The organism is Giesbergeria sinuosa (assembly GCF_042652905.1).
Lineage (GTDB): Bacteria > Pseudomonadota > Gammaproteobacteria > Burkholderiales > Burkholderiaceae_C > Simplicispira > Simplicispira sinuosa.
The window spans coordinates 100,576-122,336 of sequence record NZ_JBHSHJ010000004.1 but is presented as its reverse complement, the minus strand read 5'-3'; the positions used below and the strand labels follow the sequence as shown (position 1 = coordinate 122,336).

The window sequence follows — 21,761 nt, the reverse complement described above, 5'->3', positions numbered from 1 at the left end:
AGATCACGCTAGTTGCATCATGGCAGTAGGCTGTTTTGGCTTACTTCCTGATACGGCTAGAATCGAGAATTCATTCACAACCTCCCCGAGGGAAACCATGAGCGATATTGAAGCACGCGTCAAAAAAATCATTGCCGAGCAACTGGGCGTTGAAGAGTCCCAAGTCACCAACGAAAAAGCCTTCGTGGCCGATCTGGGTGCCGACTCTCTGGACACCGTCGAGCTGGTAATGGCCCTCGAAGACGAATTCGGCATTGAGATTCCCGACGAAGACGCCGAGAAGATCACGACGGTGCAAAACGCCATCGACTACGCCACTGGCCACCAAAAGGCTTAATCGGCGCTTTGCGCCTTTCGATCAGCACAAGGTTTTAACGCATGAGCCGTCGTCGCGTTGTCGTGACCGGCCTGGGTTGCATCAGCCCCGTGGGTAACACGGTGCAGGATGCCTGGGCCAACATCCTCGCCGGAAAATCCGGCATTGATCTCATTACCAAGTTCGACACATCGAACTTCGCCTGCAAAATTGCCGGTGAGGTCAAGGGATTTGACCTGGAGTCCTATATCAGCGCCAAGGATGCGCGCGCTATGGACAGCTTCATCCACTTTGGCATTGCTGCCGCAGCCCAGGCGGTACAAGACGCCGGATTGCCCACGGGCGATGCGCTGGATGATGAGCTGGCCACGCGCATTGCTTGCGTGATTGGCTCGGGCATAGGCGGCCTGCCGCTGATCGAAAACACCCATGCCGAATTGGCCAGTCGTGGCCCCCGGCGCATCACCCCCTTCTTCGTTCCTGCCTCCATCATCAACATGGTGGCCGGACATGTGTCGATGCGGTTTGGTTTCAAAGGCCCCAATCTGGCCGTAGTCACCGCCTGCACCACGGGCCTGCACTGCATTGGCGAGGCTGGTCGCCTGATTGAGTATGGTGATGCCGACATCGTCGTGGCCGGCGGCACTGAAGCGACCATCTCGCCACTGGGTGTGGGTGGTTTTGCGGCCATGCGCGCCCTGTCTACGCGCAACGATGACCCGCAAAGCGCCTCGCGCCCCTGGGACAAAGACCGTGATGGTTTTGTGCTGGGTGAAGGTGCAGGCGTCATGGTGCTCGAAGAATACGAACACGCTAAAGCCCGTGGAGCCAAAATTTATGCCGAGCTGTCTGGTTTTGGCATGAGTGCCGATGCGGGCCACATGACGGCCCCCAGCATGGATGGCCCCCGCCGCGCTATGCTGGCAGCACTGCGCAATGCCGGTATCAATGCCGATCAGATTGACTATCTCAACGCGCATGGCACCTCCACCCCACTGGGTGACATCAACGAAACCAACGCCATCAAAGCGGCTTTTGGCGACCATGCCCACAAGATGGTGGTCAGCTCCACCAAGTCGATGACGGGGCACCTATTGGGTGGTGCTGGTGGCATTGAGAGCATCTTCACCGTGCTGGCTCTGCACGAACAAAAGATTCCGCCCACCATCAACCTCCACACCCCCGACCCAGAGTGTGATCTGGACTACTGTGCCAATACGGCGCGGGATGCCAAGCTCGACATTGCCGTGAAAAACAATTTCGGCTTTGGTGGCACCAACGGCTCGCTGGTGTTCCGGCGCGTCTGAGTTCTACCCTAGGGGCTGCTGCTGAATGGCTAGCCCTGCACTGTTGTCCACCACCAAGGCCTGAGGTTCAGCATGAGCCAATCGGCCCCCGCCGTTGCTTACCCCATCACCCGCAGCCTCCGGTTGGCTGGAGGCTTGCTACTGGTGAGCGTGCTGGAACTGGGCGTTTTACTGGCTTGGTGGCGTCTGGGTGCCCCTGCTCACAACACCGCCATCGCCATTATGGCTGCGGGCCTGTGGCTGTTGTCTGTCTTGTGGGTCGCCCGGTTTTGGTGGCAGTTGCCCCAAGGCCGTTTGGACTGGGACGGCCAACATTGGAGTTGGGCCTCTTGCACCCAACGCCACGGCCCTGGTAGCGCCTATGTCTGTCTAGATTGGCAACACAGCCTTGGGGTACGTTGGCAGGCCCAGACATCACACCAAGTCTGCTGGTTTTGGCTAGAGCAGCGCCACGCCCCTGCCCAATGGGCTGATCTGCGCCGCGCACTCCATGCCCCTCCAGCTCCACCCGCCCCTCTACACCCTACCTCCACACCATGACAGCCTCTTCTTCTGCCGATGTGCCTGCGGGCGACAGTGACTTGGCACTGGTACAGCGAACGGTGGCGGGCGACCAGCGTGCCTACGAATTACTGGTCATCAAATACCAACGCCGCATTGAGCGCCTGATCGGTCGCATGGTGCGTGATGCCGACCTGATCGAAGACATTGCCCAAGAAACCTTTATCCGGGCTTACCGTGCCTTGCCGCAGTTTCGTGGCGAGGCGCAGTTCTACACCTGGCTGTACCGCATTGCTGTCAATACGGCCAAAAAGACACTGATGGATCTCAAGCGAGATCCATTGATCTACGAAAGTGCCATGGCCGTTAACGATGAAAGTGATGAAACTTCACGGCCCGGACACGAACCAAGCAGTGAGGAAACCCCAGAAACCGTGCTGGCAGCCCAAGAGATCGCCTCTGCGGTCAATGCCGCAATGGAGGCTTTACCTGAGGATTTGCGCCAAGCCGTTACGTTGCGGGAAATTGAAGGATTGAGCTATGAAGAAATTGCCCTGGCCATGAATTGCCCCATCGGCACGGTGCGTTCACGCATTTTCCGGGCGCGCGAGGCCATCTCTTCGCGCGTGCGGCCCTTGCTGCAAAACCAGACCGGCAAACGTTGGTGAGTGGTTGCAGATTGCAATGCTAATGGTGGCCCACTTGGGGCCAAGACAGGTGAGAAAACCATGATGGAACAGCAAACTCAGCGAGAACAGCTCTCGGCACTGGCCGATGGTGAGCTGCCAGACGAAGAATGGGCGCAAGCTCTGGACTTTGCCGCCTCCGACGAAGGGCGTGAGACTTGGCAGTTGTACCAACTGGTGGGCGATGTGCTGCGCTCGCCCGAGCTGGCCCGCCAAACCCACGATGATGGTGGTGCCTTCATGGCCCGGTTGCGCCAAAATTTGGCACAAGAGCCAACACACAACGACCATCAGCCTCCCCCCCACAGCACCCCTGTCACGCCAGTTTTGGCGCACAACACGATCGCCCTGCCCACTGCTGTGGCACCCAAAGCCGCAGCCAACGACTCCGTGTTCCGTTGGAAGTTGGTAGCAGGCGTGGCCTCGCTAGCGACTGTGGCCAGTCTAGCTTGGAGCACTTGGGGCAGCAGCGGCAACCCCGGTGCAGCCACAGGGCAATGGGCAGCAGTGGGCACCGCACCTACCACCCAAGAGGTGGTGCAGGCCAAACCAGTGGCAACCCCAGTCACCACAGAAAACCCTGTGACCGTCGCCCAAACTGAGCGGCCCAACCAGCCATCGGCTGCGCCCGTCATGCTGCGAGACCCACGCTTGGATGAGTTGCTGGCAGCCCACCAACAGTTTCATGGTGCATCGGCCTTGCAACTGCCTGCGGGCTTTTTGCGCAACGCCAACTTTGAGTCGCCCAAGCGTTAAAGCTGCGGAACCAATCACCGCCAATGCCTTCTGAAGCATAGACAGCCCCGCCAGCGTGCCGGGCCCTTTCTGCTTCAACCGAAAGGCTCTTGTTGACATTCTCGCCGCCCTAAAGGACGGCGATTCCCTCTACAGGCGCTCGATGCCCCGAGCGGGCGCTTGATTTATTCAGGATATTTTTGGCGGTATTCACATCACGGTCATGCTCACCACCACAGTCCGAACAAACCCAGTGCCTTATTCCAAGGTCTGCGATACCTTTCGGCCTCGAATCGGGCAGTGCGCCGCAATGCGAACAGACTTGGGAAGAAAACGCTTCATTCACTTCTTCATACCACGTGCCATTCGCCACCGACTTGTACGCCAGCATCGTTTTGAAGGAATGCCAAGATGCGTCATACACGCTTTTGGCCATCTTGGTCTTGGCCAGTTTGCCGCTGCTGACGTTGCCCACAGCGATGTAATCAAAGCGGCACACGATATCCGTGCCGGCTTGGTGCAGAAAGTCCATGCGGCAATTGGCAATTTTGGCATGGATGTTGGTAACAAGCCGTTTTTTGTGCGCCCGCTGCGCTTAGGCCAGCTTGACTTCCCATTGGCGCAAGTAGCGCGGGTGCGCAATTTTCTCGCCCGTGGACAGGGTAGCCAAGTCTTTCAAGCCCAAGTCAATTCCGACACCGCGCACAGGCTGCCGGGTGGGTGCGTCTGGCAGTTCCACCACGATGTTGAGGAACCAGTGGCCGCGCCGGTCTTGAGCAAAGCAGGTGCCATCTCTTATCTTGCCTTCAGGCAATGGGCGCGAATCAAAGACGCGGAAGGTGTTACCAGCAAAGCGAAAAGCATTGCCCTCGCGCTTCAACTCCCGACCCTTGAGTGGTACCCAGCCCGGCGTACGTTTACCTCGGTAGCGCAGATAGGGGCGTTTGAACTGCTGGCGCGACTTGGCGTATTGCTCACACACCGCATTCACCGTCCCCGAGTGGATGCCCAGCTCTTTACTGCTGCCAGTAGTGAGCTTGTTCAAGTCAAAGCCAGTGGGCCAAGGCTTGCGCCACTTCAAGGCGTGCTTTTGCGTGTCGTTGCAAAAGTTCCAGACAAAGTTCACTGCCCGCGCCTGCTGGTTCAGCAAGCCGTTCGAAGACTTGATGCGGTAACGGTACACCTTGGTACTCATCGGAGCATGCTAGCCCCTTTCCATTTTTTCAACCCAGTGCAGCCTATCAGCTGCGCTCCTTTCGTCGTCGGCATGAATGCCGGAGTTTCTCGGAGCATTTGATGAAAAACACACACTGGACAGTTTCACACTCTGTGCTGGCCGCTTGCGTGATGGCAGCAGCCAGCATCACAGTCATGCCCAGCACGGCTATTGCCCAACCAGCCGCCGTGGCCCGTGGCTTGCCTGACTTTACCGATTTGGTCGATCAGGTAGGGCCAGCGGTTGTCAATATCCGCACTACCGAAAAATCAGCCTCGCGCACGCCCGTCAACGGCATGGATGAGGACATGCTGGAGTTTTTCAAACGCTTTGGCCTGCCCATGCCCCATGCCCCACGTCCACAACGGCCCCAGCGTCCGCAAGATGAAGATAGCCAATCCTCGCGGGGCGTGGGTTCGGGCTTCATTGTCAGCAATGATGGCTACGTCCTGACCAATGCCCATGTGGTCGAAGGGGCAGACCAAGTGCTGGTGACGTTGACCGACAAGCGCGAGTTCAAGGCCAGAATTATCGGCACCGACAAACGCACCGATGTCGCCGTGCTCAAAATTGAGGCCAGCGGCCTGCCCACCGTCAAAGTGGGCGACAGTGGCCGCCTCAAAGTGGGCGAATGGGTGATGGCGATTGGCTCGCCCTTTGGGCTGGAAAACTCCGTCACTGCGGGTATTGTCAGTGCCAAGCAACGCGACACCGGCGACTATTTGCCCTTTATCCAAACCGATGTGGCCATCAACCCCGGCAATTCTGGGGGCCCGCTCATCAACATGCGTGGTGAAGTGGTTGGCATCAACAGCCAAATCTATTCGCGCTCGGGCGGCTATATGGGCATTGCCTTTGCCATTCCGATTGACGAGGCCATACGGGTGAGCGAACAACTGCGCGCCACAGGCAAGGTCACACGCGGGCGCATTGGTGTCCAAATTGGGCCCGTTGCCAAAGACGTGGCAGAGTCTCTGGGGCTGGGCAAGCAGCCGGGAGCCTTGGTCACGGGGGTAGAGGCCAACTCGCCCGCCGAAAAAGCGGGGGTTGAGGCCGGAGACATCATCACCAAGTTCAATGGTAAGCCGATTGAGAAAGTCTCGGATCTACCCCGTTTGGTGGGCGGCACCAAACCAGGCAGCAAGAGCACCATTACCGTATTCCGCCGGGGTGGCAGCCGCGACCTGAGCATCACCATTGCCGAAGTAGAACCAGACAAAGTAGTGCGCAGCAAAGCCACCGACGCCGAGCCTGGACACAAAGCCCGGCTGGCCAGTGCGCAACAGCTGGGTTTGCATGTGTCTGACCTGAGCGAGGCGCAAAAACGTGACCTCAAACTCAAGGGTGGCGTTTTGGTCGATGCGGCCAGCGATGCCGCAGCACGGGCCGGCCTGCGCGAAGGCGATGTGATTTTGGCTATTGCCAACACTGAAGTCAGCAGCGCCAAAGAACTGGAAGCCGTACTGACCAAGGCGGACAAGAGCAAGCCCATTAACGTGCTGTTCCGCAGGGGCGAGTGGGCGCAATATGCCTTGATCCGACCCAGCCGCTGAACTGCAAAGAGCCGCAGGGCACAGCGCAGGGCAAGCCCCCCCGTTGGGTAGAATAGCCGCTTGTCCTGCATGCTGGCCTTGCCGCCAGGACTTGCGCTGTACTGCCCCCATGCAACACCCACCACCGCAGTGGTCAAGGAGGGTTGGTTCAGGGCGCGTCACCACCCGATGCGCCCTTTTTCTTGCGCGCGCCTTTTTCTCTCACCCTCTGACATGAACCACATCCGAAATTTTTCCATCATTGCCCACATCGATCACGGCAAATCCACACTGGCAGACCGGCTGATCCAGCGTTGCGGCGGGCTAGAGGAGCGGCAAATGGAGGCCCAGGTGCTTGACTCGATGGACATCGAGAAAGAGCGCGGCATCACCATCAAAGCGCAAACCGCCGCACTGCAATACAAGGCCAAAGATGGCAACACCTACAACCTGAACCTGATTGACACCCCCGGCCATGTCGACTTCTCCTACGAAGTCAGCCGCTCGTTGTCAGCGTGCGAAGGCGCCTTGTTGGTGGTGGATGCCAGCCAAGGCGTAGAGGCACAAACCGTGGCAAATTGCTACACCGCACTGGATTTGGGCGTCGAGGTGATGCCAGTGCTCAACAAGATGGACTTGCCCCAGTCAGACCCCGACAACGCCAAGGCCGAAATTGAGGACGTGATTGGCATTGATGCCACCGATGCCATTCCGTGCTCGGCCAAAACAGGCATGGGCATTGAAGAAATCCTCGAAGCCATCGTCGCCAAGGTGCCCGCCCCCAAAGGCAACCCCGATGCACCGCTGCGCGCCATGATCATCGACAGCTGGTTTGACCCTTATGTGGGCGTGGTGATGCTGGTGCGCGTGGTCGATGGCCGCCTGCTCAAGGGGGAACGCATCAAGATGATGGCTTCTGAGGCCGTCTATAACGCCGACAACCTGGGTGTGTTCACCCCAGCCAACGAACCGCGCAACGCCTTGCGTGCAGGCGAAGTGGGCTACATCATTGCAGGCATTAAAGAGTTGCAGGCTGCCAAGGTGGGCGACACCATCACGCTCGAAAAAAAGCTGCCCAACAACGCTGGCCCAGCCTCTGAGCCGCTGCCCGGATTTAAAGAGATCCAACCTCAGGTGTTTGCGGGCCTGTACCCCACCGAAGCCAGCGAGTACGACCAGTTGCGCGATGCGTTAGAAAAGCTCAAGCTCAACGATGCCTCGCTGCACTACGAGCCTGAAGTCAGTCAGGCATTGGGTTTTGGTTTCCGCTGCGGCTTCTTGGGGTTGCTGCACATGGAAATTGTGCAAGAGCGCCTAGAACGCGAATTTGACCAAGACCTCATCACCACAGCGCCCAGCGTGGTCTATCAGGTGGTGAAACCCGATGGCGAAGTCATCATGGTGGAAAACCCAGCCAAGATGCCCGACCAAGGCAAGCTGCAAGAAATTCGTGAGCCTATCGTTACTGTGCATTTGTACATGCCGCAAGACTACGTGGGCCCAGTGATGACGCTGGCCAACCAAAAACGCGGCGTGCAAATCAACATGGCCTACCACGGCCGCCAAGTGATGCTCACCTACGAAATGCCGCTGGGCGAGATCGTGCTCGACTTTTTTGACAAGCTCAAGTCGGTCTCGCGCGGTTATGCCTCGATGGACTATGAGTTCAAAGAGTACCGCGCCTCGGATGTGGTCAAGGTGGACATTTTGCTCAATGGCGAAAAGGTCGATGCCCTCTCCATCATCGTCCACCGCTCGCAAGCCCCATACCGAGGCCGTGCGGTGGTAGCCAAAATGCGCGAAATCATCAGCCGCCAGATGTTTGATGTGGCTATCCAGGCTGCTATTGGTGCCAACATCATTGCCCGCGAGACGATCAAAGCACTGCGCAAAAACGTGTTGGCCAAGTGCTACGGCGGCGACATCACCCGTAAACGCAAACTGCTGGAGAAGCAAAAAGCCGGTAAAAAGCGCATGAAGCAAATTGGCTCGGTCGAAGTGCCACAAGAAGCCTTCTTGGCTATTTTGCAGGTGGAAGACTGACATGCAGGCCGTGCAAATTTTCACCTCGCTGGTGCTGGCCGCCTTTATCGGCTACATCGGTGCGTGGTACACCGGGGCCATCGAAGGCAATTTCGCCCTGTTGCTGTTTCTGGCAACGGTGGTCACCGGGTGCTACTGGTTGGCCGAGCGTTTTTATTTTCTGCCACGACGCCAGCGAGTAGCCCAGGCCATTGTTGAGGCCGCAGCCCAGCGCCGCGCCGAACTCGATCGCATGGGCATTGCCAAAGTAGACTTGGATGTGAACGAGGCCCAACAGCAGGCGTTGGTTCAGCCCTGGTGGCTGGACTGGACTGCAGGGCTGTTTCCGGTGATTGCAGCCGTGTTTCTGCTGCGCTCATTTTTGTTCGAGCCGTTCAAAATTCCCTCTGGCTCCATGATCCCTACCCTTTTGGTAGGGGATCTGATTCTGGTCAACAAGTTTACCTACGGCATTCGCTTACCAGTCATCAACAAAAAAATCACTGCTGGCAATCCACCCCAGCGTGGCGATGTCATGGTGTTTCGTTACCCACCCCAACCCCACATGGATTACATCAAACGTGTGGTGGGTGTGCCGGGCGACGAGGTGGCCTATTTAAACAAGCGTCTGACCGTGAATGGTCAAGAAGTGCCCACCACCGCCGTGCCCGACTTTTTCGATGCAAGCGCCATGCGCTACTTCAAGCAATTTGAAGAGAAGCTGGGGGATCAGCCTCACCGGTTGCTGAACAACCCTGAAGCGCCTGCCTTTATCCAAGGTGCCAGCGATTTTGCCTACCGTGACCAATGCCGCTACAGCATTGAGGGCGTAGTCTGCAAAGTGCCAGAAGGGCACTACTTCATGATGGGCGACAACCGCGATAATTCGCTCGACTCGCGCTATTGGGGCTTTGTGCCTGACGCCAACATCGTAGGCCGGGCCTTTTTTGTCTGGATGAACTTTGGTGACCTCAAGCGCATTGGGTCGTTCCATTAACGCCTCTGCCATATGCACACACAAGGAGTGGAGCCATGAACCTTTATCGCAGTAGCAGCCGTTCGCGCCAACGGGGTCTGTCCTTTATCGGCGTCATTATTGTGGGCCTGCTGGCTGTAGCAGCCTTTGCCATTGGCGGTCAGTCAATTCCGATTTTTATCGAATCACAATCGATTCAAAAAGCCTTGGACAAGGCCAAGAGTGGCGGTAGCGTGCCTGAGGTGCGCACTATCTTTGACCGTGCAGCGCAGATTGACGACATCAGCTCTGTGCGAGGGTCAGACTTGGATGTGACCAAAAACGGCGACAAAGTAGTGGTACGGGTCAAATATGCCCGCGAAGTGGCTCTGGCCGGCCCAGCCTATTTGGTGTACCGATTTGACCTCCAAAGCAAGTAATAGCAGTGCAGCACAGGGGTTGCAGGCCTTGCAATCGCGGCTGCAACACCGGTTTGCAAATGCAGCTCTGCTGCAACAAGCTGTCACGCACCGCAGTTTTAGTGCCGATCACAACGAGCGCCTAGAATTTCTGGGCGATTCGGTGCTCAATCTGGCCGTCTCTAGTTTGCTCTACCAGCGCCTGCGTCACCAACCAGAAGGGGATTTGTCGCGGGTGCGGGCCAACTTGGTGCGCGAAGGCACTTTGCACCAGTTGGCACTGCAACTGCAACTGCCCAGCATACTGCGCTTGGGCGAAGGCGAGTCCCGCTCAGGTGGACACCAACGCCCTTCCATCTTGGCCGATGCCCTAGAGGCGCTGATTGGTGCTGTCTATCTGGATGCAGGTTATGCCGTGGCCGAAGCACTGGTACACCGCCTGTTTGCCAATGTAGAAATCAACCCACAGATGCAGGCTGCGGCCAAAGATGCCAAAACGGCGCTGCAAGAATGGCTGCAAGGGCGCAGAATGAAGCTGCCCCAATACACTGTGGTGGCTACGGCTGGAGCGGCCCACCGGCAGACCTTCGAGGTTGAATGCTGCGTTGCCGAACTCAAGCTCACCGAACGGGGCAGTGGTGCTTCACGCCGTGCCGCCGAACAGGCTGCTGCCGCTGCCATGCTGACCCTCTTGAAAACCCAGAAACAATGAACGCTGAACCTGCCCACGACTCCACCCCCACTGCTGCTGCACCAGCCCAACCCGATTTAGAGGCCATGCTGGCCGCAGCCCAAGCACCGGGCACAGCCCCTGCCATTGAGGGGAAACGCTGCGGCGTGATTGCCATTGTGGGCAAACCCAACGTCGGCAAATCCACTCTGCTCAATGCGCTGGTGGGGCAAAAAATCAGCATCACCTCGCGCAAGGCACAAACCACGCGCCACCGCATTACGGGCATCCGCACACAGGGGGCAACGCAGTTTATTTTTGTCGATACCCCCGGCTTCCAAACCCGCCACGCCACAGCCCTGAACAAATCACTAAACAAAACTGTGATGGGTGCGATTGGTGATGTAGATTTAATTTTGTTTGTGGTGGAAGCTGGCAGTTTTACTTTGGCCGATGCCAAGGTGCTGAGCTTGTTCAAACCGGGCATTCCCACACTGCTCATTGCCAACAAGCTAGACAACGTACACCGCCGGGCAGAGATTGCCCCGTGGCTGCGCGATATGCAAGAGCGCCACCCGTTTGCCGAGTTTGTGCCCATGTCGGCCAAGAACAAAGGCGACATTGAGCGCCTGTATGGCATCTGCGAAAAATACCTGCCCGAAGCCCCGTGGTGGTATGCCGCCGATGAGCTAACCGACCGCAGTGAAAAGTTTTTGGCCTCCGAAACCGTGCGCGAAAAGCTGTTTCGCTTCACTGGGGACGAGTTGCCCTATACCTCCACTGTGGTGATTGACAAGTTTGAGGAAGAAAAAAGCAAAGTCCACAAGCGCATGATTCGCATTGCAGCCACCATTGTGGTGGAGCGCGACAGCCACAAAGCGATGGTGATTGGCGACAAGGGCGAGCGCCTCAAACGCATTGGCACCGAAACACGCCAAGAGCTAGAAAAGCTCATGGATGCCAAGGTGTTTGTTGAGTTGTGGGTCAAGGTGCGCTCGGGCTGGGCCGACGATGAAGCCCGCGTGCGCTCGTTTGGCTACGAATAAGCCTGTTTTGCTGTGGCCGCTGCGCGCCGCTTGAGCCATGAACCAGCCTTTGTGCTGCACCGCTACGACTGGAGCGAGTCCAGCCTGATTCTGGAAGTGTTTACCCGCCACCACGGGCGTACCGCCTTGGTGGCCAGGGGCGCAAAAAAGCCCAGCTCCAACTTTCGCCCCGTGCTGCTGCCCTTGCAGCCCTTGAGCCTGCACTGGACGGAAAGTGCCAAACCCACCACCGATGGCAGTGGCATCCACCCGCTCAAGGGGGCAGAATGGGTAGGCGGGCACACCATGCCGATGGGCGATGCCTTGTTGGCGGGCACTTACCTCAATGAATTGCTGTTGCGCCTGCTGGCACGCCACGACCCGCACCCGGCCTTGTTTGATGCCTATGCAGCCGTGGTGCGTGTGCTGGCCAGCGAGCATGGCGATGCCTTAGAGCCGGTGCTGCGCGCCTTTGAATTGTTGCTACTGCGCGAATTGGGCCTGCTACCCGCCCTCAATGCCCACACCCCGACTTTAGCCCCCTTGCAAGCCCAAGCCCGCTATGCCCTGCTGCCAGACAGCGGCCTGTGCCCCGCCCCAGCCACAGAACGTGCCAGCCTGAGCGGCGCTCAATGGCTGCCACTGAACCAAGCATTAGAGGGAACCGGCGTGCGGCTGTCGGCCCTGCTGCAAGCCTGTGCCCCAGTGGCGGCAGAACTAAAACCGCAGTTGCGCATTTTGCTGCAACACCACTGCGGCCCCCCTGTGCTGCGCACACGCCAGCTAATGATGGAACTTCAAACTCTATGACTGCTTCTGCCTTTACCCACCGCACCGCCCTCTCGGTGAATGTGAACAAAGTTGCCTTGGTGCGTAATACACGCCATTTGGGCATTCCCAGCGTCACGCGCGCGGCACTGCTGTGCCTACAAGCTGGGGCACAGGGCATTACAGTACATCCACGCCCAGATGAGCGCCATATCCGCGCCCACGATGTGACCGAACTGGCCGCCTTGTTGCAAGATTGGCCCGAGCGCGAATACAACATCGAGGGCAACCCCTTTCACAACCTGATGGATTTTGTCCGCACGGTGCGCCCGCACCAAGCCACCTTCGTGCCCGACAGCGAGGGCCAGTTCACCAGCGACCACGGTTGGAACTTGGCGCAAGATGCCGAACGCCTGCGCCCTTTGATTGCCGAATGCCATGCGTTGGGCGTGCGCGTGAGTTTGTTTATGGATGCTGTACCAGCACAAATGGCAGCCGCCAAAGCGGTGGGGGCCGACCGGGTAGAGTTGTACACTGAACCCTATGCCGCAGCCTGGGGCACAGCCCAGCAAGCTCAGCAGTTGGAGTGCTACCGTGCTGCAGCACAAGCCGCATTGGATGTGGGCTTGGGTATCAATGCAGGCCATGATCTGAACCGAGACAACCTTGCCGCCTTTGTCCACACGGTGCCCGGCCTGTTAGAAGTATCGATTGGTCACGCCCTGATTGCGGATGCATTGGAGTTGGGCTATGCCACCACGGTGCAGGCTTATTTAGACTGCATTCAGGCCGGGGCCACCGCCACCCCCACCACATGATTTACGGCATCGGCACCGATATTTGCGACATTCGCCGCATTCAGGCCAGCTTGGCGCAGCATGGGGCTCGCTTTGCTGCCAAAGTTCTGACCCCTACAGAATGCGCTCTATGGCAAGAGCGCCACAGCCGCTGGCCTGAGCGCGGTGTGCGCTTTGTGGCCAGTCGCTTTTGTGCCAAAGAAGCCTTCAGCAAGGCTATCGGGCTGGGCATGGTGCTACCCATGTCGTGGCAGGCGTGCGAAATCACTACGCTAGAGAGCGGCCAACCCGCCATCTTGGCCCACGGTGCCTTACACACTTGGCTGCAACAGCGCCAGCTTAGTATCCACCTGAGCATCAGCGACGAGCAAGACTATGCCGTGGGCTTTTGCGTGGCAGAAAAAGTTCTCTCCCCTCCCTCTTCATCCCCATTTCCCCCATGACCAACACCCATTCCCCCCTGATTTTGGATGTGGCTGGCACTGCACTGACCGACACCGATCGCCGCCGTTTGGCACATCCACTCACTGGTGGTGTCATTTTGTTTGCCCGCAACTGGTACGACCGCCAACAACTGCTGGAACTGACCGCTTCTATCAAAGCGGTGCGTGGTGATCTGCTCATCTGTGTAGACCACGAAGGTGGCCGCGTGCAGCGTTTTCGCAGCGATGGGTTCACCCATCTGCCTCCTATGCAGGCACTGGGCACGTTATGGCAACGTGACAGTGCCAAAAGCAAAGGCAAAAAAGGACGCAAGGCCAGCAAGAAAAACAAGAAGCGCAGTGGCTTTTTAACAGGCAGTGCCTTGCAAGCCACCAACGCCGCCACCGCAGCAGGCTATGTGCTAGCCAGCGAACTGCGCGCCTGTGGCGTGGATTTCAGCTTTACGCCCGTGCTGGATTTGGACTGGGGCAGCAGCGGCGTGATTGGCGACCGCGCCTTTGGCCGCGACCCACGCACCGTCACCCTGTTGGCCAAAAGCCTGATGCACGGCCTATTGCAGGGCGGCATGGCCAACTGTGGCAAGCATTTTCCGGGGCATGGTTATGTGAAGGCCGACTCGCATACCGAAGTGCCAGTGGATAAACGCAGCCTGAAGAAAATTTTGGCCGATGATGCGGCCCCCTACCCTTGGTTGCGCAGCAGCTTGACCAGCCTCATGCCCGCCCATGTGATCTACCCCAAGGTGGACAGCCGCCCCGCTGGGTTTTCTAGCCGCTGGCTGCAAGATATTCTGCGCCAGCAAATGGGCTTTGATGGCGCCATTTTTAGCGACGACTTGAGCATGGAAGGCGCTCGCCACCTAGACGGCCAAACCGTCAGCTACACCGATGCCGCCGTAGCCGCCTTGCAAGCCGGTTGTGACTTGGTATTGCTGTGCAACCAAAGTTTGGGCGATGGCGCCGCCATTGATGAATTGCTTGAGGGCTTGAGTGCAGCGCAAACCCAAGGCCATTGGCAACCCAGCGCCGAGAGCGAAGCGCGCCGCATGGCCCTGCTGCCCCTGACGCCACCGCTGCCGTGGGATGAACTGATGTTCCAGCCAGCCTACCAACAGGCGCTGGAGCTGTTGCCATCCAACTGAACTGCCATAAGGCTATGCCATGCCACCCCTCTCCAACTGGTTTGAAACCCTGACGGGCTTTGCCGAGGTTGACTACCACGATGTCCAGCGTAAGCTACAGGTGCAGGGCCAACGGCTGATTTCTTTGGTCAACCAACGCAGCTTTGGCATTGGTTATTTGGAAACCCCGACACTGGCAATACTGCGCGAGCGGGCACTGCCACTGCAAGGCGCTGTATCAGGGGAGTTGGTGGTACGCAATACCATCGCCAATGCCTACGCACTGCATACCCAGCCAGAGACAAACCACGCACTGATCCAAGTGGCATCGCAATTTAATCTGCTGGAAATGACCGATTACAGGGTCACGCCAGAACAGGGGGTCACCCGCTACCAATCGGATCACACCCAAGGCCCAGCCTGTGCGATGGCAGCGGGGGCCGCTACTATCTATCGCAACTACTTTGTGCCGCTAGAAGATCAGGTAGGGCAAACCAAAACCTGCCAAATCAACACATTGCAAGACCTGAGCAGAGCCTTAGGGGTGGAGCAGACCATGCCTATGCACAACGGCTATGCCCTGCCATCGGTAGCTACACTGGAACAGATCCATGCCCTGCTCCTGCACGCCGATGAAGCACAGCGCGATGCTTTGCGAGCGCAATTGCGCATTGGTCTACATTGGGATGTGGAAGTAACGGCCCAAGGTGCGGCGCAAGATCAGCAGGTTTCGCAAGCCTTTTGTTCTGCCTTGCCGGTAGCCTATAGCCGGGCTGATCTTCACCTCTGGGAGCCTTTTGCCCGTTTGGTGCTCGAAGCCGCTTATGAGGCTACGCTATGGGCTGGCGTGCTTAATGCGGCCAAACACAAAAATCCTAGGGTGTACCTCACCATGCTGGGGGGCGGTGCCTTTGGTAATCACCGAGATTGGATCGTGCAGGCTATCGTCCGTAGTCTGCAACGTTTTCAAGGCGTGGCGCTAGAGGTGCATTTGGTCAGCTATGGCAGCATTGCCCCAGATTTACAAGCATTGGCCACCTGAAGCAACTATGTACTGCCCAGCTCATTTTCAGCAAGACCAGCCTGAGTTACTTTTAGAGCTGATAGAGGCGTTTCCGTTGGCCACTGTGGTGGCCAACAGCCCATCAGGTTTGGTGGCAGACCATCTGCCTGTGTTCCATCGCCCTGCGCCCGATGGATGGGGCCAACTGCTGGGCCATGTGGCGAAAAACAACCCACTATGGCAATGCCCCCCAACACAAGAGCTGCTCTTGATTTTTCAAGGCCCGTCCACCTATATTTCGCCCCAGTGGTACGCCAGCAAACCCATAGATGGCAAAGTGGTTCCTACTTGGAATTACGCGGTGGTGCATGTCTATGCCACGCTCAAAGCCCTACACGCCCCCGATGACCTCCTGGAAATTGTCACGCAACTCACCCAGCAGCACGAGGCAGCACAAGCGCAGCCGTGGCAGGTGTCCGATGCCCCGGCTGATTTCACCCAAAAGCTGCTGGCGGGCATCGTGGGCGTGGAGTTTTCCATCCAACGGATGCAGGGCAAATGGAAAGTCAGCCAAAACCAATCCACACCCAACCAGCACAGCGTGGTAGAGGGGCTGGTACAGCAAGGCACGGCACCATCGTTGCAGATGGCCGAGTTGGTGCAAACGCTGGGAGCGCGGTGATGCGTTGGCGCTCTCTCGCCTTGGTGGCGGTCACTGTGTTGGGCGGCTTGGGCGGCTGCGCCTCAGAACAATGGTATGGCGCAGGCCAGCTGTGGCAGCGCCAAGAGTGCAACAAGATGCCCGATGCCCAGCAGCGCAACCGCTGTATGGCGGGCACCAGTACCTCGTATGACCAATACCAGCGCCAACGACAAGCCACCGAAGGCGCAAAGTAGCATGTAGCCTTATGAGACGATGGTGAGCTTGGCCACCGCCAGCGCCAACCATTTGCTACCGTGGCGGCCAAAATGAACATGGGCGCGGGCATCGTCCCCCGTGCCCTCAATTGCCAACACCTTGCCTTCACCAAACTTGGTGTGAAACACCGCTGTACCGGCGCGCAAGCCATGCGATGGCGTGGCTTTTTGCACTGGCACCGGCGGGCTGGCAAAGGTCTCGGTTTTGCTGCCTGCGCTGCCCTTGCTGTAGGCGCTGTAACCACCATAGCTGCTGCCTTGACTGGCACGGGGAGCAAAACTGCCAAAGCCACTGCGCTGCGGTGTCAGCCATTTCAGGGCGCTGTCGGGCAACTCCTGAAAAAAGCGGCTTTTCTCGTTGTAGCGTGTCTGGCCGTGGAGCATCCGCGTTTGCGCGTGGCTCAGGTACAGGCGCTGGCGCGCACGGGTAATGGCTACATACATCAAGCGGCGCTCTTCTTCGAGGCCATCGCGCTCACCCACCGATTGGTCGTGCGGAAACAGTCCTTCCTCCAACCCACCAATAAAGACGCAGTCAAACTCCAACCCCTTGCTCGCATGCACCGTCATGAGTTGCACAGCTTCTTGGCCCGCTTGGGCTTGGTTGTCGCCCGCTTCCAGCGCCGCATGGGTTAAAAAGGCCGCCAAGGGCGAGAGTGTCTCGCCCGTATCCCCATCCACAAAGTCGGGTAGGGTGGTGGTAGCAACGCCATGCTCATCCACCGGCAGCGCCACCGCATCGCGGCCAAAGCCTTCGAGGGTGACAAAACTCTCACCTGCATTGACCAGTTCTTCCAGATTTTCAACACGGTCAGCACCGTCTTTGTCCGCGCGGTAGTGGGCCAAAAGTCCACTGGCGTGCAGCATCTGGTCGATGATGGTGCGCAGGTTCTCACCTTGCATCTGTTCGCTCAGTACCTCCACCAGCGCAACAAACTGATTCAGTTTGGCCCCGGCACTGCCCGGCACCAACGATACCGCGTCATGCAACGAGCAGCCACTGCTGCGGGCGCTGTCTTGCAAAACCTCGACACTGCGCGCACCAATGCCACGTGGCGGAAAGTTGACGACACGCATAAAACTGGTGTCGTCGTGCGGGTTTTCTAACAAGCGCAGATAGGCCAAGGCGTGTTTGATTTCGGCACGTTCAAAAAAGCGCAAACCACCATAAACACGGTACGGAATACGGGCATTGAACAGCGCCGACTCAATCACCCGGCTTTGGGCGTTGCTGCGGTAAAGCACGGCAATTTCTTGGTGCCGGAGCTGGTCAGATTGGAGCAACTGGCGGATTTCATCGGCCATCCATTGCGCCTCGGCCAAATCACTCACCGCTTCATACACGCGCACCGGCTCGCCGGGGCCTTGTTCGGTGCGCAGGTTTTTACCCAAACGGCGGCTGTTGTGGCTGATGAGCTGGTTGGCTGCGTCCAGAATATTGCTATAGCTGCGGTAGTTTTGCTCCAACTTGATCTGCTGCTGCACATCAAACTCGCGCAAAAAGTCTTGCATATTGCCCACCCGCGCCCCCCGAAAGGCGTAGATGCTTTGGTCATCGTCGCCCACGGCAATCACGCTGGCATGGGTGTGCAATTGCCCATCTACCTCGTCGCCCGCCAGTTGCTTGAGCCACAGGTATTGCAGACGGTTGGTGTCTTGAAACTCATCCACCAAGATATGGGCAAAACGCCGTTGGTAGTGGGCGCGCAGTGGGTCGTTGTCGCGCAGCAATTCATAGCTGCGCAACATCAGTTCGCCAAAATCCACAACGCCTTCGCGCTGGCATTGCTCTTCGTAAAGCTGGTATAGCTCCACCTTTTTGCGCGTGTCGGGGTCAATGCCAGCCACATCGCGCGGGCGGCGGCCCTCTTCTTTGCAACCGGCAATAAAGTATTGCACCTGCTTGGGTGGAAAACGCTCCTCATCCACACCAAACTGCTTACACAGCCGCTTGATGGCAGCAAGCTGGTCTTGGGTGTCCAGAATGTGAAAAGTCTGCGGCAAACCCGCTGCGTGGTGATGGATGCGCAACAACCGGTTGCACAAGCCGTGGAAAGTGCCTATCCACATACCGCGCACCGCCACCGGTAGCATGGCTCCAAGGCGGGTGAGCATCTCTTTGGCCGCTTTATTGGTAAAGGTGACGGCCAAAATGCTACCGGGGCTGGCTTGCCCCGTGTGCAATAGCCAAGCAATGCGGGTGGTGAGTACGCGGGTTTTGCCCGAGCCAGCACCAGCCAGCACCAAAGCATGGCCGTTGGGCAGGGTCACAGCGGCCCGTTGCTCGGGGTTGAGGCAACGCAGCAATGCCGCCGTGTCAGGGGCAGAGGAGTCTAGAAGCGAAGAATGTGGGGCCATGTGGGCATTGTAGAAACCCAGACCGTGTATAGCGGCCTTGGCATTCTGGTACGTAAAATCTGGCTCTGTTTTTTGGCCTCTGCCCCCGGTTTTTCGCAATTTTTTGTCATGAACAAGCCATCTTCTCTCTCATTGGCGGTGCTGGGTATCGGCATGATGGGCTTGCCCATCGCCCAACGTTTATGTGCTGCAGGGCACCGCGTGCAGGTTTGGAACCGCACCCGCGCCAAGGCAGAACCGCTAAGCACTGCTGGAGCCATAGTGCATGAGAAGGCTGCCGATGCCGTGCGCAATGCCGACATCGTGCTCAGTCTGCTCGAAAATGGCCCAGTGGTGGCAGATGTGTTGTTCCAGCAAGGGGCAGCAGCGGCCATGCACCCAGGCAGCTTGTTCATTGACATGGCATCCATTCAACCGCGTGAGGCGCGTGACCATGCCCTGCGCTTGCAAGCACAGGGCATCGCTTGTTTGGATGCTCCCGTCTCTGGCGGCACTGTGGGTGCCGAAGCAGGCACCTTGGCGATCATGGTGGGTGGAGTTGCGGCAGATTTTGTCCGTGCCCAGCCGGTGTTTGCTGCACTGGGGCGGGCCACCCATGTGGGGCCGCATGGCACGGGGCAACTGACCAAGCTCGCCAACCAGATGATTGTCGGCATCACCATTGGGGCCGTGGCCGAGGCGCTGCTGCTGGCTGCCAAAGGGGGCGCCGACATGGCTAAGGTGCGCGAGGCCATCAGCGGTGGCTTTGCCGATAGCCGCATCCTCCAATTGCATGGTCAGCGCATGGTAGAACAAGACTTTGCGCCACGGGGGCGGGTCAATGTGCAACTCAAGGATATGCGAAACGCCTTGGCTACCGCCGATGAGTTGGGCTTTGAGGCTCCGATCACTGCCCTGTTAAAGCAGCTCTACACCCAAACCGCCGAACATGGCTGGGCTGATTTAGACCAAAGCGCCCTATTTTTGGAGCTGGCACGGCGCAATGGTCTAGCGAAATAAAAATTTCGCCATCTTTGGATGAGGCATCGTAAAAATTAGTGCATAATTGAGTTCTTCGCAGCAAGCGACACAATTTTTAAGTGGGTTCTTAGCTCAGTTGGTAGAGCAGCGGACTCTTAATCCGTAGGTCGAGTGTTCGAGTCACTCAGGACCCACCACTTACAGAAAAGCCCTGTTATCCCACGATAACAGGGCTTTTTGCTTGGAACCTCCTGTCCGGCTGCGTTGGCATTTTTTACCAGGCAGCATCGCATGACACGTCAATATTTCGGCACCGATGGCATTCGTGGCACGGTAGGCCAGCATCCCATCACCCCTGATTTTGTTCTCCGATTGGCCCATGCCGTGGGCCGAGTGCTCAAGCGCACCGAAGAACGCCCCACGGTGCTCATTGGCAAAGACACCCGTATTTCAGGCTATATGCTCGAGAGCGCGCTGGAGTCAGGCTTTAATTCGGCTGGAGTGGATGTGGTACTGCTTGGGCCGCTGCCCACGCCGGGGGTGGCCTACCTCACCCGCGCGCAGCGGGCCAGTTTGGGTGTCGTGATCAGCGCCAGCCACAACCCCTATCCCGACAACGGCATCAAATTCTTCAGTGCGCAAGGCAGCAAATTGCCGGACGCTTGGGAGTTGGAGGTAGAGGCCGCATTACAAGAATCCCCTGTATGGGCGGATTCAGCCTCTTTGGGCAAAACCCGCCGCCTCGATGATGCGGCCGGGCGCTACATCGAATTTTGCAAGAGCACCTTTGCCCAAGACCTGACCCTCAAGGGGCTGAAAATCGTGGTGGATGCGGCCCACGGTGCAGCCTACCATATCGCTCCCAAGGTCTTTCATGAGCTGGGCGCCGAGGTCATTGCGATTGGCTGTTCCCCTGATGGCCTCAACATCAACCATGAGGTGGGGGCCACCCATCCAGATGCCCTAGTGCGTGCTGTACATGCCAACCGGGCCGACTATGGTATTGCCCTGGATGGCGATGCCGATCGGCTGCAAATGGTCGATGCCCAAGGCAGACTCTACAACGGCGATGAACTGCTTTACCTGATGGCAATTGACCGCATGGGCCGTGATGAAGACGTGCCCGGCGTGGTAGGCACCCTGATGACCAATATGGCGGTAGAACTGGCTTTTCGTGCGCGGGGCGTTCAGTTTGAGCGGGCCAAGGTGGGGGATCGGTATGTGCTGGAAACACTGGCACGCCACCACTGGGTGCTGGGCGGAGAAAGCTCGGGGCATCTGCTGGTGCTAGACCGGCAGACCACCGGCGATGGGCTGGTCAGTGCCTTACAGGTGCTTCAATACTGTGTGCGCAGCGAGCAAAGCATGGCGCAATTGCTGACGGGTTTGACGCTGTTTCCGCAAGTGCTATTGAATGTGCGTGTGCCGTTGGGGCAGGACTGGCGCTGCAACACACATCTGGTACAGGAAGCGCAGAGCGTCGAGGCAGAGCTGGGCCTGTCTGGGCGCATCCTGATTCGCCCCAGTGGCACCGAGCCGGTGCTGCGCATTATGGTGGAGGCCGCTGATGCGGCGGTAGCCAGACGCTGTGCCGAGCGTCTGAGCAAAGCGGCCTGCACAGGCTCACTGGCAGTGAATGCCTGTTAAGCCTTGGTGTCTACCCAAACGCCTGTGATTTGTCCAGAGCCATTGACATTGATGCGTGAGGCAGCCGCATTGCTGCGGCGGGCATTGGCTTCAGTGGCGGCGGCATTGTCGTTGGCAACGTCAGACCGCTGACCTGCCTGTTCGGCCTGTTGGTTGATTTTGTCAGCACGGGCCTGCTCCATGTTGGCCGTACGCTGGGCTTCTTGGGCCTTGGTTTGCAGCGTTTTGGCATCTTGCTCGGCCTGCTGGGCTTCCCGCCGTGCCATTTGGGCCTGGGTTTGGGGGGAAGTTGCTGCTGTAGTGATGGGTATAGTGGCCATTATTCTCTCTCCTGAAAGTGTCTCGTCTGACCCATCTCTCTA

22 protein-coding genes, 1 tRNA gene and 1 pseudogene are annotated in these 21,761 nt (G+C 58.1%); 21 read left to right on the top strand and 3 right to left on the bottom strand.

Annotated features, from left to right (window positions below):
- Nucleotides 1-97 precede the first annotated feature (97 nt).
- The 5 genes from acpP (at nt 98) to ACFO6X_RS07135 (ending at nt 3,566) form a co-directional block, all read left to right on the top strand.
- On the top strand, nt 98-337 hold the full coding sequence (acpP, locus tag ACFO6X_RS07155) for an acyl carrier protein (protein ID WP_300075708.1): 240 nt from the start codon (nt 98-100) through the stop codon (nt 335-337).
- Between the two features lie 41 nt (nt 338-378).
- Nucleotides 379-1,623: a beta-ketoacyl-ACP synthase II gene (gene fabF / locus ACFO6X_RS07150; RefSeq protein ID WP_382431488.1), complete on the top strand. Its 1,245-nt coding sequence runs from the start codon at nt 379-381 to the stop codon at nt 1,621-1,623.
- Nucleotides 1,624-1,695: 72 nt separating this feature from the next.
- Nucleotides 1,696-2,163 (top strand): hypothetical protein, encoded by a 468-nt coding sequence (locus ACFO6X_RS07145; RefSeq protein WP_382431486.1) that lies wholly within the window; start codon nt 1,696-1,698, stop codon nt 2,161-2,163.
- Nucleotides 2,160-2,792, top strand: coding sequence for an RNA polymerase sigma factor RpoE (gene rpoE, locus ACFO6X_RS07140; protein WP_382431484.1), 633 nt, complete (start codon nt 2,160-2,162; stop codon nt 2,790-2,792). Before ACFO6X_RS07145 ends, rpoE begins: the two co-directional genes overlap by 4 nt.
- A gap of 60 nt (nt 2,793-2,852) precedes the next feature.
- Entirely contained in the window at nt 2,853-3,566 is a 714-nt protein-coding gene (locus tag ACFO6X_RS07135) for a sigma-E factor negative regulatory protein (RefSeq protein ID WP_382431482.1), read from the top strand.
- A gap of 109 nt (nt 3,567-3,675) precedes the next feature.
- Here ACFO6X_RS07135 and ACFO6X_RS07130 read toward each other — a convergent pair.
- A pseudogene (locus tag ACFO6X_RS07130) lies at nt 3,676-4,740 on the bottom strand (RNA-guided endonuclease InsQ/TnpB family protein).
- 176 nt (nt 4,741-4,916) lie between these two features.
- On the opposite strand from ACFO6X_RS07130, the gene ACFO6X_RS07125 reads away from it, so the two are divergent.
- From ACFO6X_RS07125 to ACFO6X_RS07065, 13 genes are all read left to right on the top strand, one after another.
- Nucleotides 4,917-6,314 (top strand): DegQ family serine endoprotease, encoded by a 1,398-nt coding sequence (locus ACFO6X_RS07125; RefSeq protein WP_382431777.1) that lies wholly within the window; start codon nt 4,917-4,919, stop codon nt 6,312-6,314.
- A 213-nt stretch (nt 6,315-6,527) separates the two neighbouring features.
- Entirely contained in the window at nt 6,528-8,336 is a 1,809-nt protein-coding gene (lepA, locus tag ACFO6X_RS07120; RefSeq protein WP_382431480.1) for a translation elongation factor 4, read from the top strand.
- 1 nt (nt 8,337) lies between these two features.
- Nucleotides 8,338-9,312 (top strand): signal peptidase I, encoded by a 975-nt coding sequence (lepB, locus tag ACFO6X_RS07115; protein WP_382431478.1) that lies wholly within the window; start codon nt 8,338-8,340, stop codon nt 9,310-9,312.
- Nucleotides 9,313-9,347: 35 nt separating this feature from the next.
- On the top strand, nt 9,348-9,710 hold the full coding sequence (locus tag ACFO6X_RS07110; protein WP_382431476.1) for a DUF4845 domain-containing protein: 363 nt from the start codon (nt 9,348-9,350) through the stop codon (nt 9,708-9,710).
- 19 nt (nt 9,711-9,729) lie between these two features.
- The gene (gene rnc, locus ACFO6X_RS07105) at nt 9,730-10,401 is read left to right on the top strand and encodes a ribonuclease III (protein WP_382431775.1); all 672 of its coding nucleotides are present in this window, start codon (nt 9,730-9,732) and stop codon (nt 10,399-10,401) included.
- Complete coding sequence (gene era, locus ACFO6X_RS07100) at nt 10,398-11,405, top strand: GTPase Era (protein WP_382431474.1); 1,008 nt, start codon at nt 10,398-10,400, stop codon at nt 11,403-11,405. Before rnc ends, era begins: the two co-directional genes overlap by 4 nt.
- A gap of 12 nt (nt 11,406-11,417) precedes the next feature.
- On the top strand, nt 11,418-12,194 hold the full coding sequence (gene recO / locus ACFO6X_RS07095) for a DNA repair protein RecO (protein ID WP_382431472.1): 777 nt from the start codon (nt 11,418-11,420) through the stop codon (nt 12,192-12,194).
- Nucleotides 12,191-12,970, top strand: coding sequence for a pyridoxine 5'-phosphate synthase (locus tag ACFO6X_RS07090; RefSeq protein WP_382431470.1), 780 nt, complete (start codon nt 12,191-12,193; stop codon nt 12,968-12,970). The genes recO and ACFO6X_RS07090 overlap by 4 nt, the downstream gene beginning before the upstream one ends.
- Nucleotides 12,967-13,392 (top strand): holo-ACP synthase, encoded by a 426-nt coding sequence (acpS, locus tag ACFO6X_RS07085; RefSeq protein WP_382431468.1) that lies wholly within the window; start codon nt 12,967-12,969, stop codon nt 13,390-13,392. The genes ACFO6X_RS07090 and acpS overlap by 4 nt, the downstream gene beginning before the upstream one ends.
- Nucleotides 13,389-14,534 (top strand): beta-N-acetylhexosaminidase, encoded by a 1,146-nt coding sequence (nagZ, locus tag ACFO6X_RS07080; protein ID WP_382431466.1) that lies wholly within the window; start codon nt 13,389-13,391, stop codon nt 14,532-14,534. The genes acpS and nagZ overlap by 4 nt, the downstream gene beginning before the upstream one ends.
- 19 nt (nt 14,535-14,553) lie before the next feature.
- Nucleotides 14,554-15,555, top strand: a complete 1,002-nt coding sequence (locus tag ACFO6X_RS07075) for a hypothetical protein (protein ID WP_382431464.1) — start codon at nt 14,554-14,556, stop codon at nt 15,553-15,555.
- Nucleotides 15,556-15,562: 7 nt separating this feature from the next.
- Entirely contained in the window at nt 15,563-16,198 is a 636-nt protein-coding gene (locus tag ACFO6X_RS07070; protein WP_382431462.1) for an FMN-binding negative transcriptional regulator, read from the top strand.
- On the top strand, nt 16,198-16,413 hold the full coding sequence (locus tag ACFO6X_RS07065) for a hypothetical protein (protein ID WP_382431460.1): 216 nt from the start codon (nt 16,198-16,200) through the stop codon (nt 16,411-16,413). Before ACFO6X_RS07070 ends, ACFO6X_RS07065 begins: the two co-directional genes overlap by 1 nt.
- 9 nt (nt 16,414-16,422) lie before the next feature.
- Here the strand turns inward: ACFO6X_RS07065 and ACFO6X_RS07060 are convergent, their stop codons facing one another.
- Complete coding sequence (locus ACFO6X_RS07060) at nt 16,423-18,792, bottom strand: UvrD-helicase domain-containing protein (protein ID WP_382431458.1); 2,370 nt, start codon at nt 18,790-18,792, stop codon at nt 16,423-16,425.
- Nucleotides 18,793-18,900: 108 nt separating this feature from the next.
- On the opposite strand from ACFO6X_RS07060, the gene ACFO6X_RS07055 reads away from it, so the two are divergent.
- The 3 genes from ACFO6X_RS07055 (at nt 18,901) to glmM (ending at nt 21,399) form a co-directional block, all read left to right on the top strand.
- Entirely contained in the window at nt 18,901-19,791 is an 891-nt protein-coding gene (locus ACFO6X_RS07055; protein WP_382431456.1) for an NAD(P)-dependent oxidoreductase, read from the top strand.
- Nucleotides 19,792-19,873: 82 nt separating this feature from the next.
- Nucleotides 19,874-19,949, top strand: a tRNA-Lys gene (locus tag ACFO6X_RS07050).
- A 94-nt stretch (nt 19,950-20,043) separates the two neighbouring features.
- Nucleotides 20,044-21,399 (top strand): phosphoglucosamine mutase, encoded by a 1,356-nt coding sequence (gene glmM, locus ACFO6X_RS07045; protein WP_382431454.1) that lies wholly within the window; start codon nt 20,044-20,046, stop codon nt 21,397-21,399.
- Here the strand turns inward: glmM and ACFO6X_RS07040 are convergent.
- Nucleotides 21,396-21,719 carry a hypothetical protein gene (locus ACFO6X_RS07040; protein ID WP_382431452.1) on the bottom strand — a complete coding sequence of 108 codons (324 nt, stop codon included), beginning with the start codon at nt 21,717-21,719 and terminating at the stop codon, nt 21,396-21,398. The genes glmM and ACFO6X_RS07040 overlap by 4 nt on opposite strands.
- Between the last annotated feature and the right edge of the window lie 42 nt (nt 21,720-21,761).

What these genes read in the sequence shown, in the direction of transcription:
- ACFO6X_RS07055 (WP_382431456.1), top strand. Translation starts at nt 18,901, where the DNA reads ATGAACAAGCCATCTTCTCTCTCATTGGCGGTGCTGGGTATCGGCATG.
- ACFO6X_RS07145 (WP_382431486.1), top strand. Translation starts at nt 1,696, where the DNA reads ATGAGCCAATCGGCCCCCGCCGTTGCTTACCCCATCACCCGCAGCCTC.
- fabF (WP_382431488.1), top strand. Translation starts at nt 379, where the DNA reads ATGAGCCGTCGTCGCGTTGTCGTGACCGGCCTGGGTTGCATCAGCCCC.
- ACFO6X_RS07075 (WP_382431464.1), top strand. Translation starts at nt 14,554, where the DNA reads ATGCCACCCCTCTCCAACTGGTTTGAAACCCTGACGGGCTTTGCCGAG.
- ACFO6X_RS07065 (WP_382431460.1), top strand. Translation starts at nt 16,198, where the DNA reads ATGCGTTGGCGCTCTCTCGCCTTGGTGGCGGTCACTGTGTTGGGCGGC.
- ACFO6X_RS07070 (WP_382431462.1), top strand. Translation starts at nt 15,563, where the DNA reads ATGTACTGCCCAGCTCATTTTCAGCAAGACCAGCCTGAGTTACTTTTA.
- acpP (WP_300075708.1), top strand. Translation starts at nt 98, where the DNA reads ATGAGCGATATTGAAGCACGCGTCAAAAAAATCATTGCCGAGCAACTG.
- lepA (WP_382431480.1), top strand. Translation starts at nt 6,528, where the DNA reads ATGAACCACATCCGAAATTTTTCCATCATTGCCCACATCGATCACGGC.
- ACFO6X_RS07090 (WP_382431470.1), top strand. Translation starts at nt 12,191, where the DNA reads ATGACTGCTTCTGCCTTTACCCACCGCACCGCCCTCTCGGTGAATGTG.
- rpoE (WP_382431484.1), top strand. Translation starts at nt 2,160, where the DNA reads ATGACAGCCTCTTCTTCTGCCGATGTGCCTGCGGGCGACAGTGACTTG.
- era (WP_382431474.1), top strand. Translation starts at nt 10,398, where the DNA reads ATGAACGCTGAACCTGCCCACGACTCCACCCCCACTGCTGCTGCACCA.
- ACFO6X_RS07060 (WP_382431458.1), bottom strand. Translation starts at nt 18,792, where the DNA reads ATGGCCCCACATTCTTCGCTTCTAGACTCCTCTGCCCCTGACACGGCG.
- lepB (WP_382431478.1), top strand. Translation starts at nt 8,338, where the DNA reads ATGCAGGCCGTGCAAATTTTCACCTCGCTGGTGCTGGCCGCCTTTATC.
- ACFO6X_RS07040 (WP_382431452.1), bottom strand. Translation starts at nt 21,719, where the DNA reads ATGGCCACTATACCCATCACTACAGCAGCAACTTCCCCCCAAACCCAG.
- ACFO6X_RS07110 (WP_382431476.1), top strand. Translation starts at nt 9,348, where the DNA reads ATGAACCTTTATCGCAGTAGCAGCCGTTCGCGCCAACGGGGTCTGTCC.
- nagZ (WP_382431466.1), top strand. Translation starts at nt 13,389, where the DNA reads ATGACCAACACCCATTCCCCCCTGATTTTGGATGTGGCTGGCACTGCA.
- ACFO6X_RS07125 (WP_382431777.1), top strand. Translation starts at nt 4,917, where the DNA reads ATGCCCAGCACGGCTATTGCCCAACCAGCCGCCGTGGCCCGTGGCTTG.
- glmM (WP_382431454.1), top strand. Translation starts at nt 20,044, where the DNA reads ATGACACGTCAATATTTCGGCACCGATGGCATTCGTGGCACGGTAGGC.
- acpS (WP_382431468.1), top strand. Translation starts at nt 12,967, where the DNA reads ATGATTTACGGCATCGGCACCGATATTTGCGACATTCGCCGCATTCAG.
- ACFO6X_RS07135 (WP_382431482.1), top strand. Translation starts at nt 2,853, where the DNA reads ATGATGGAACAGCAAACTCAGCGAGAACAGCTCTCGGCACTGGCCGAT.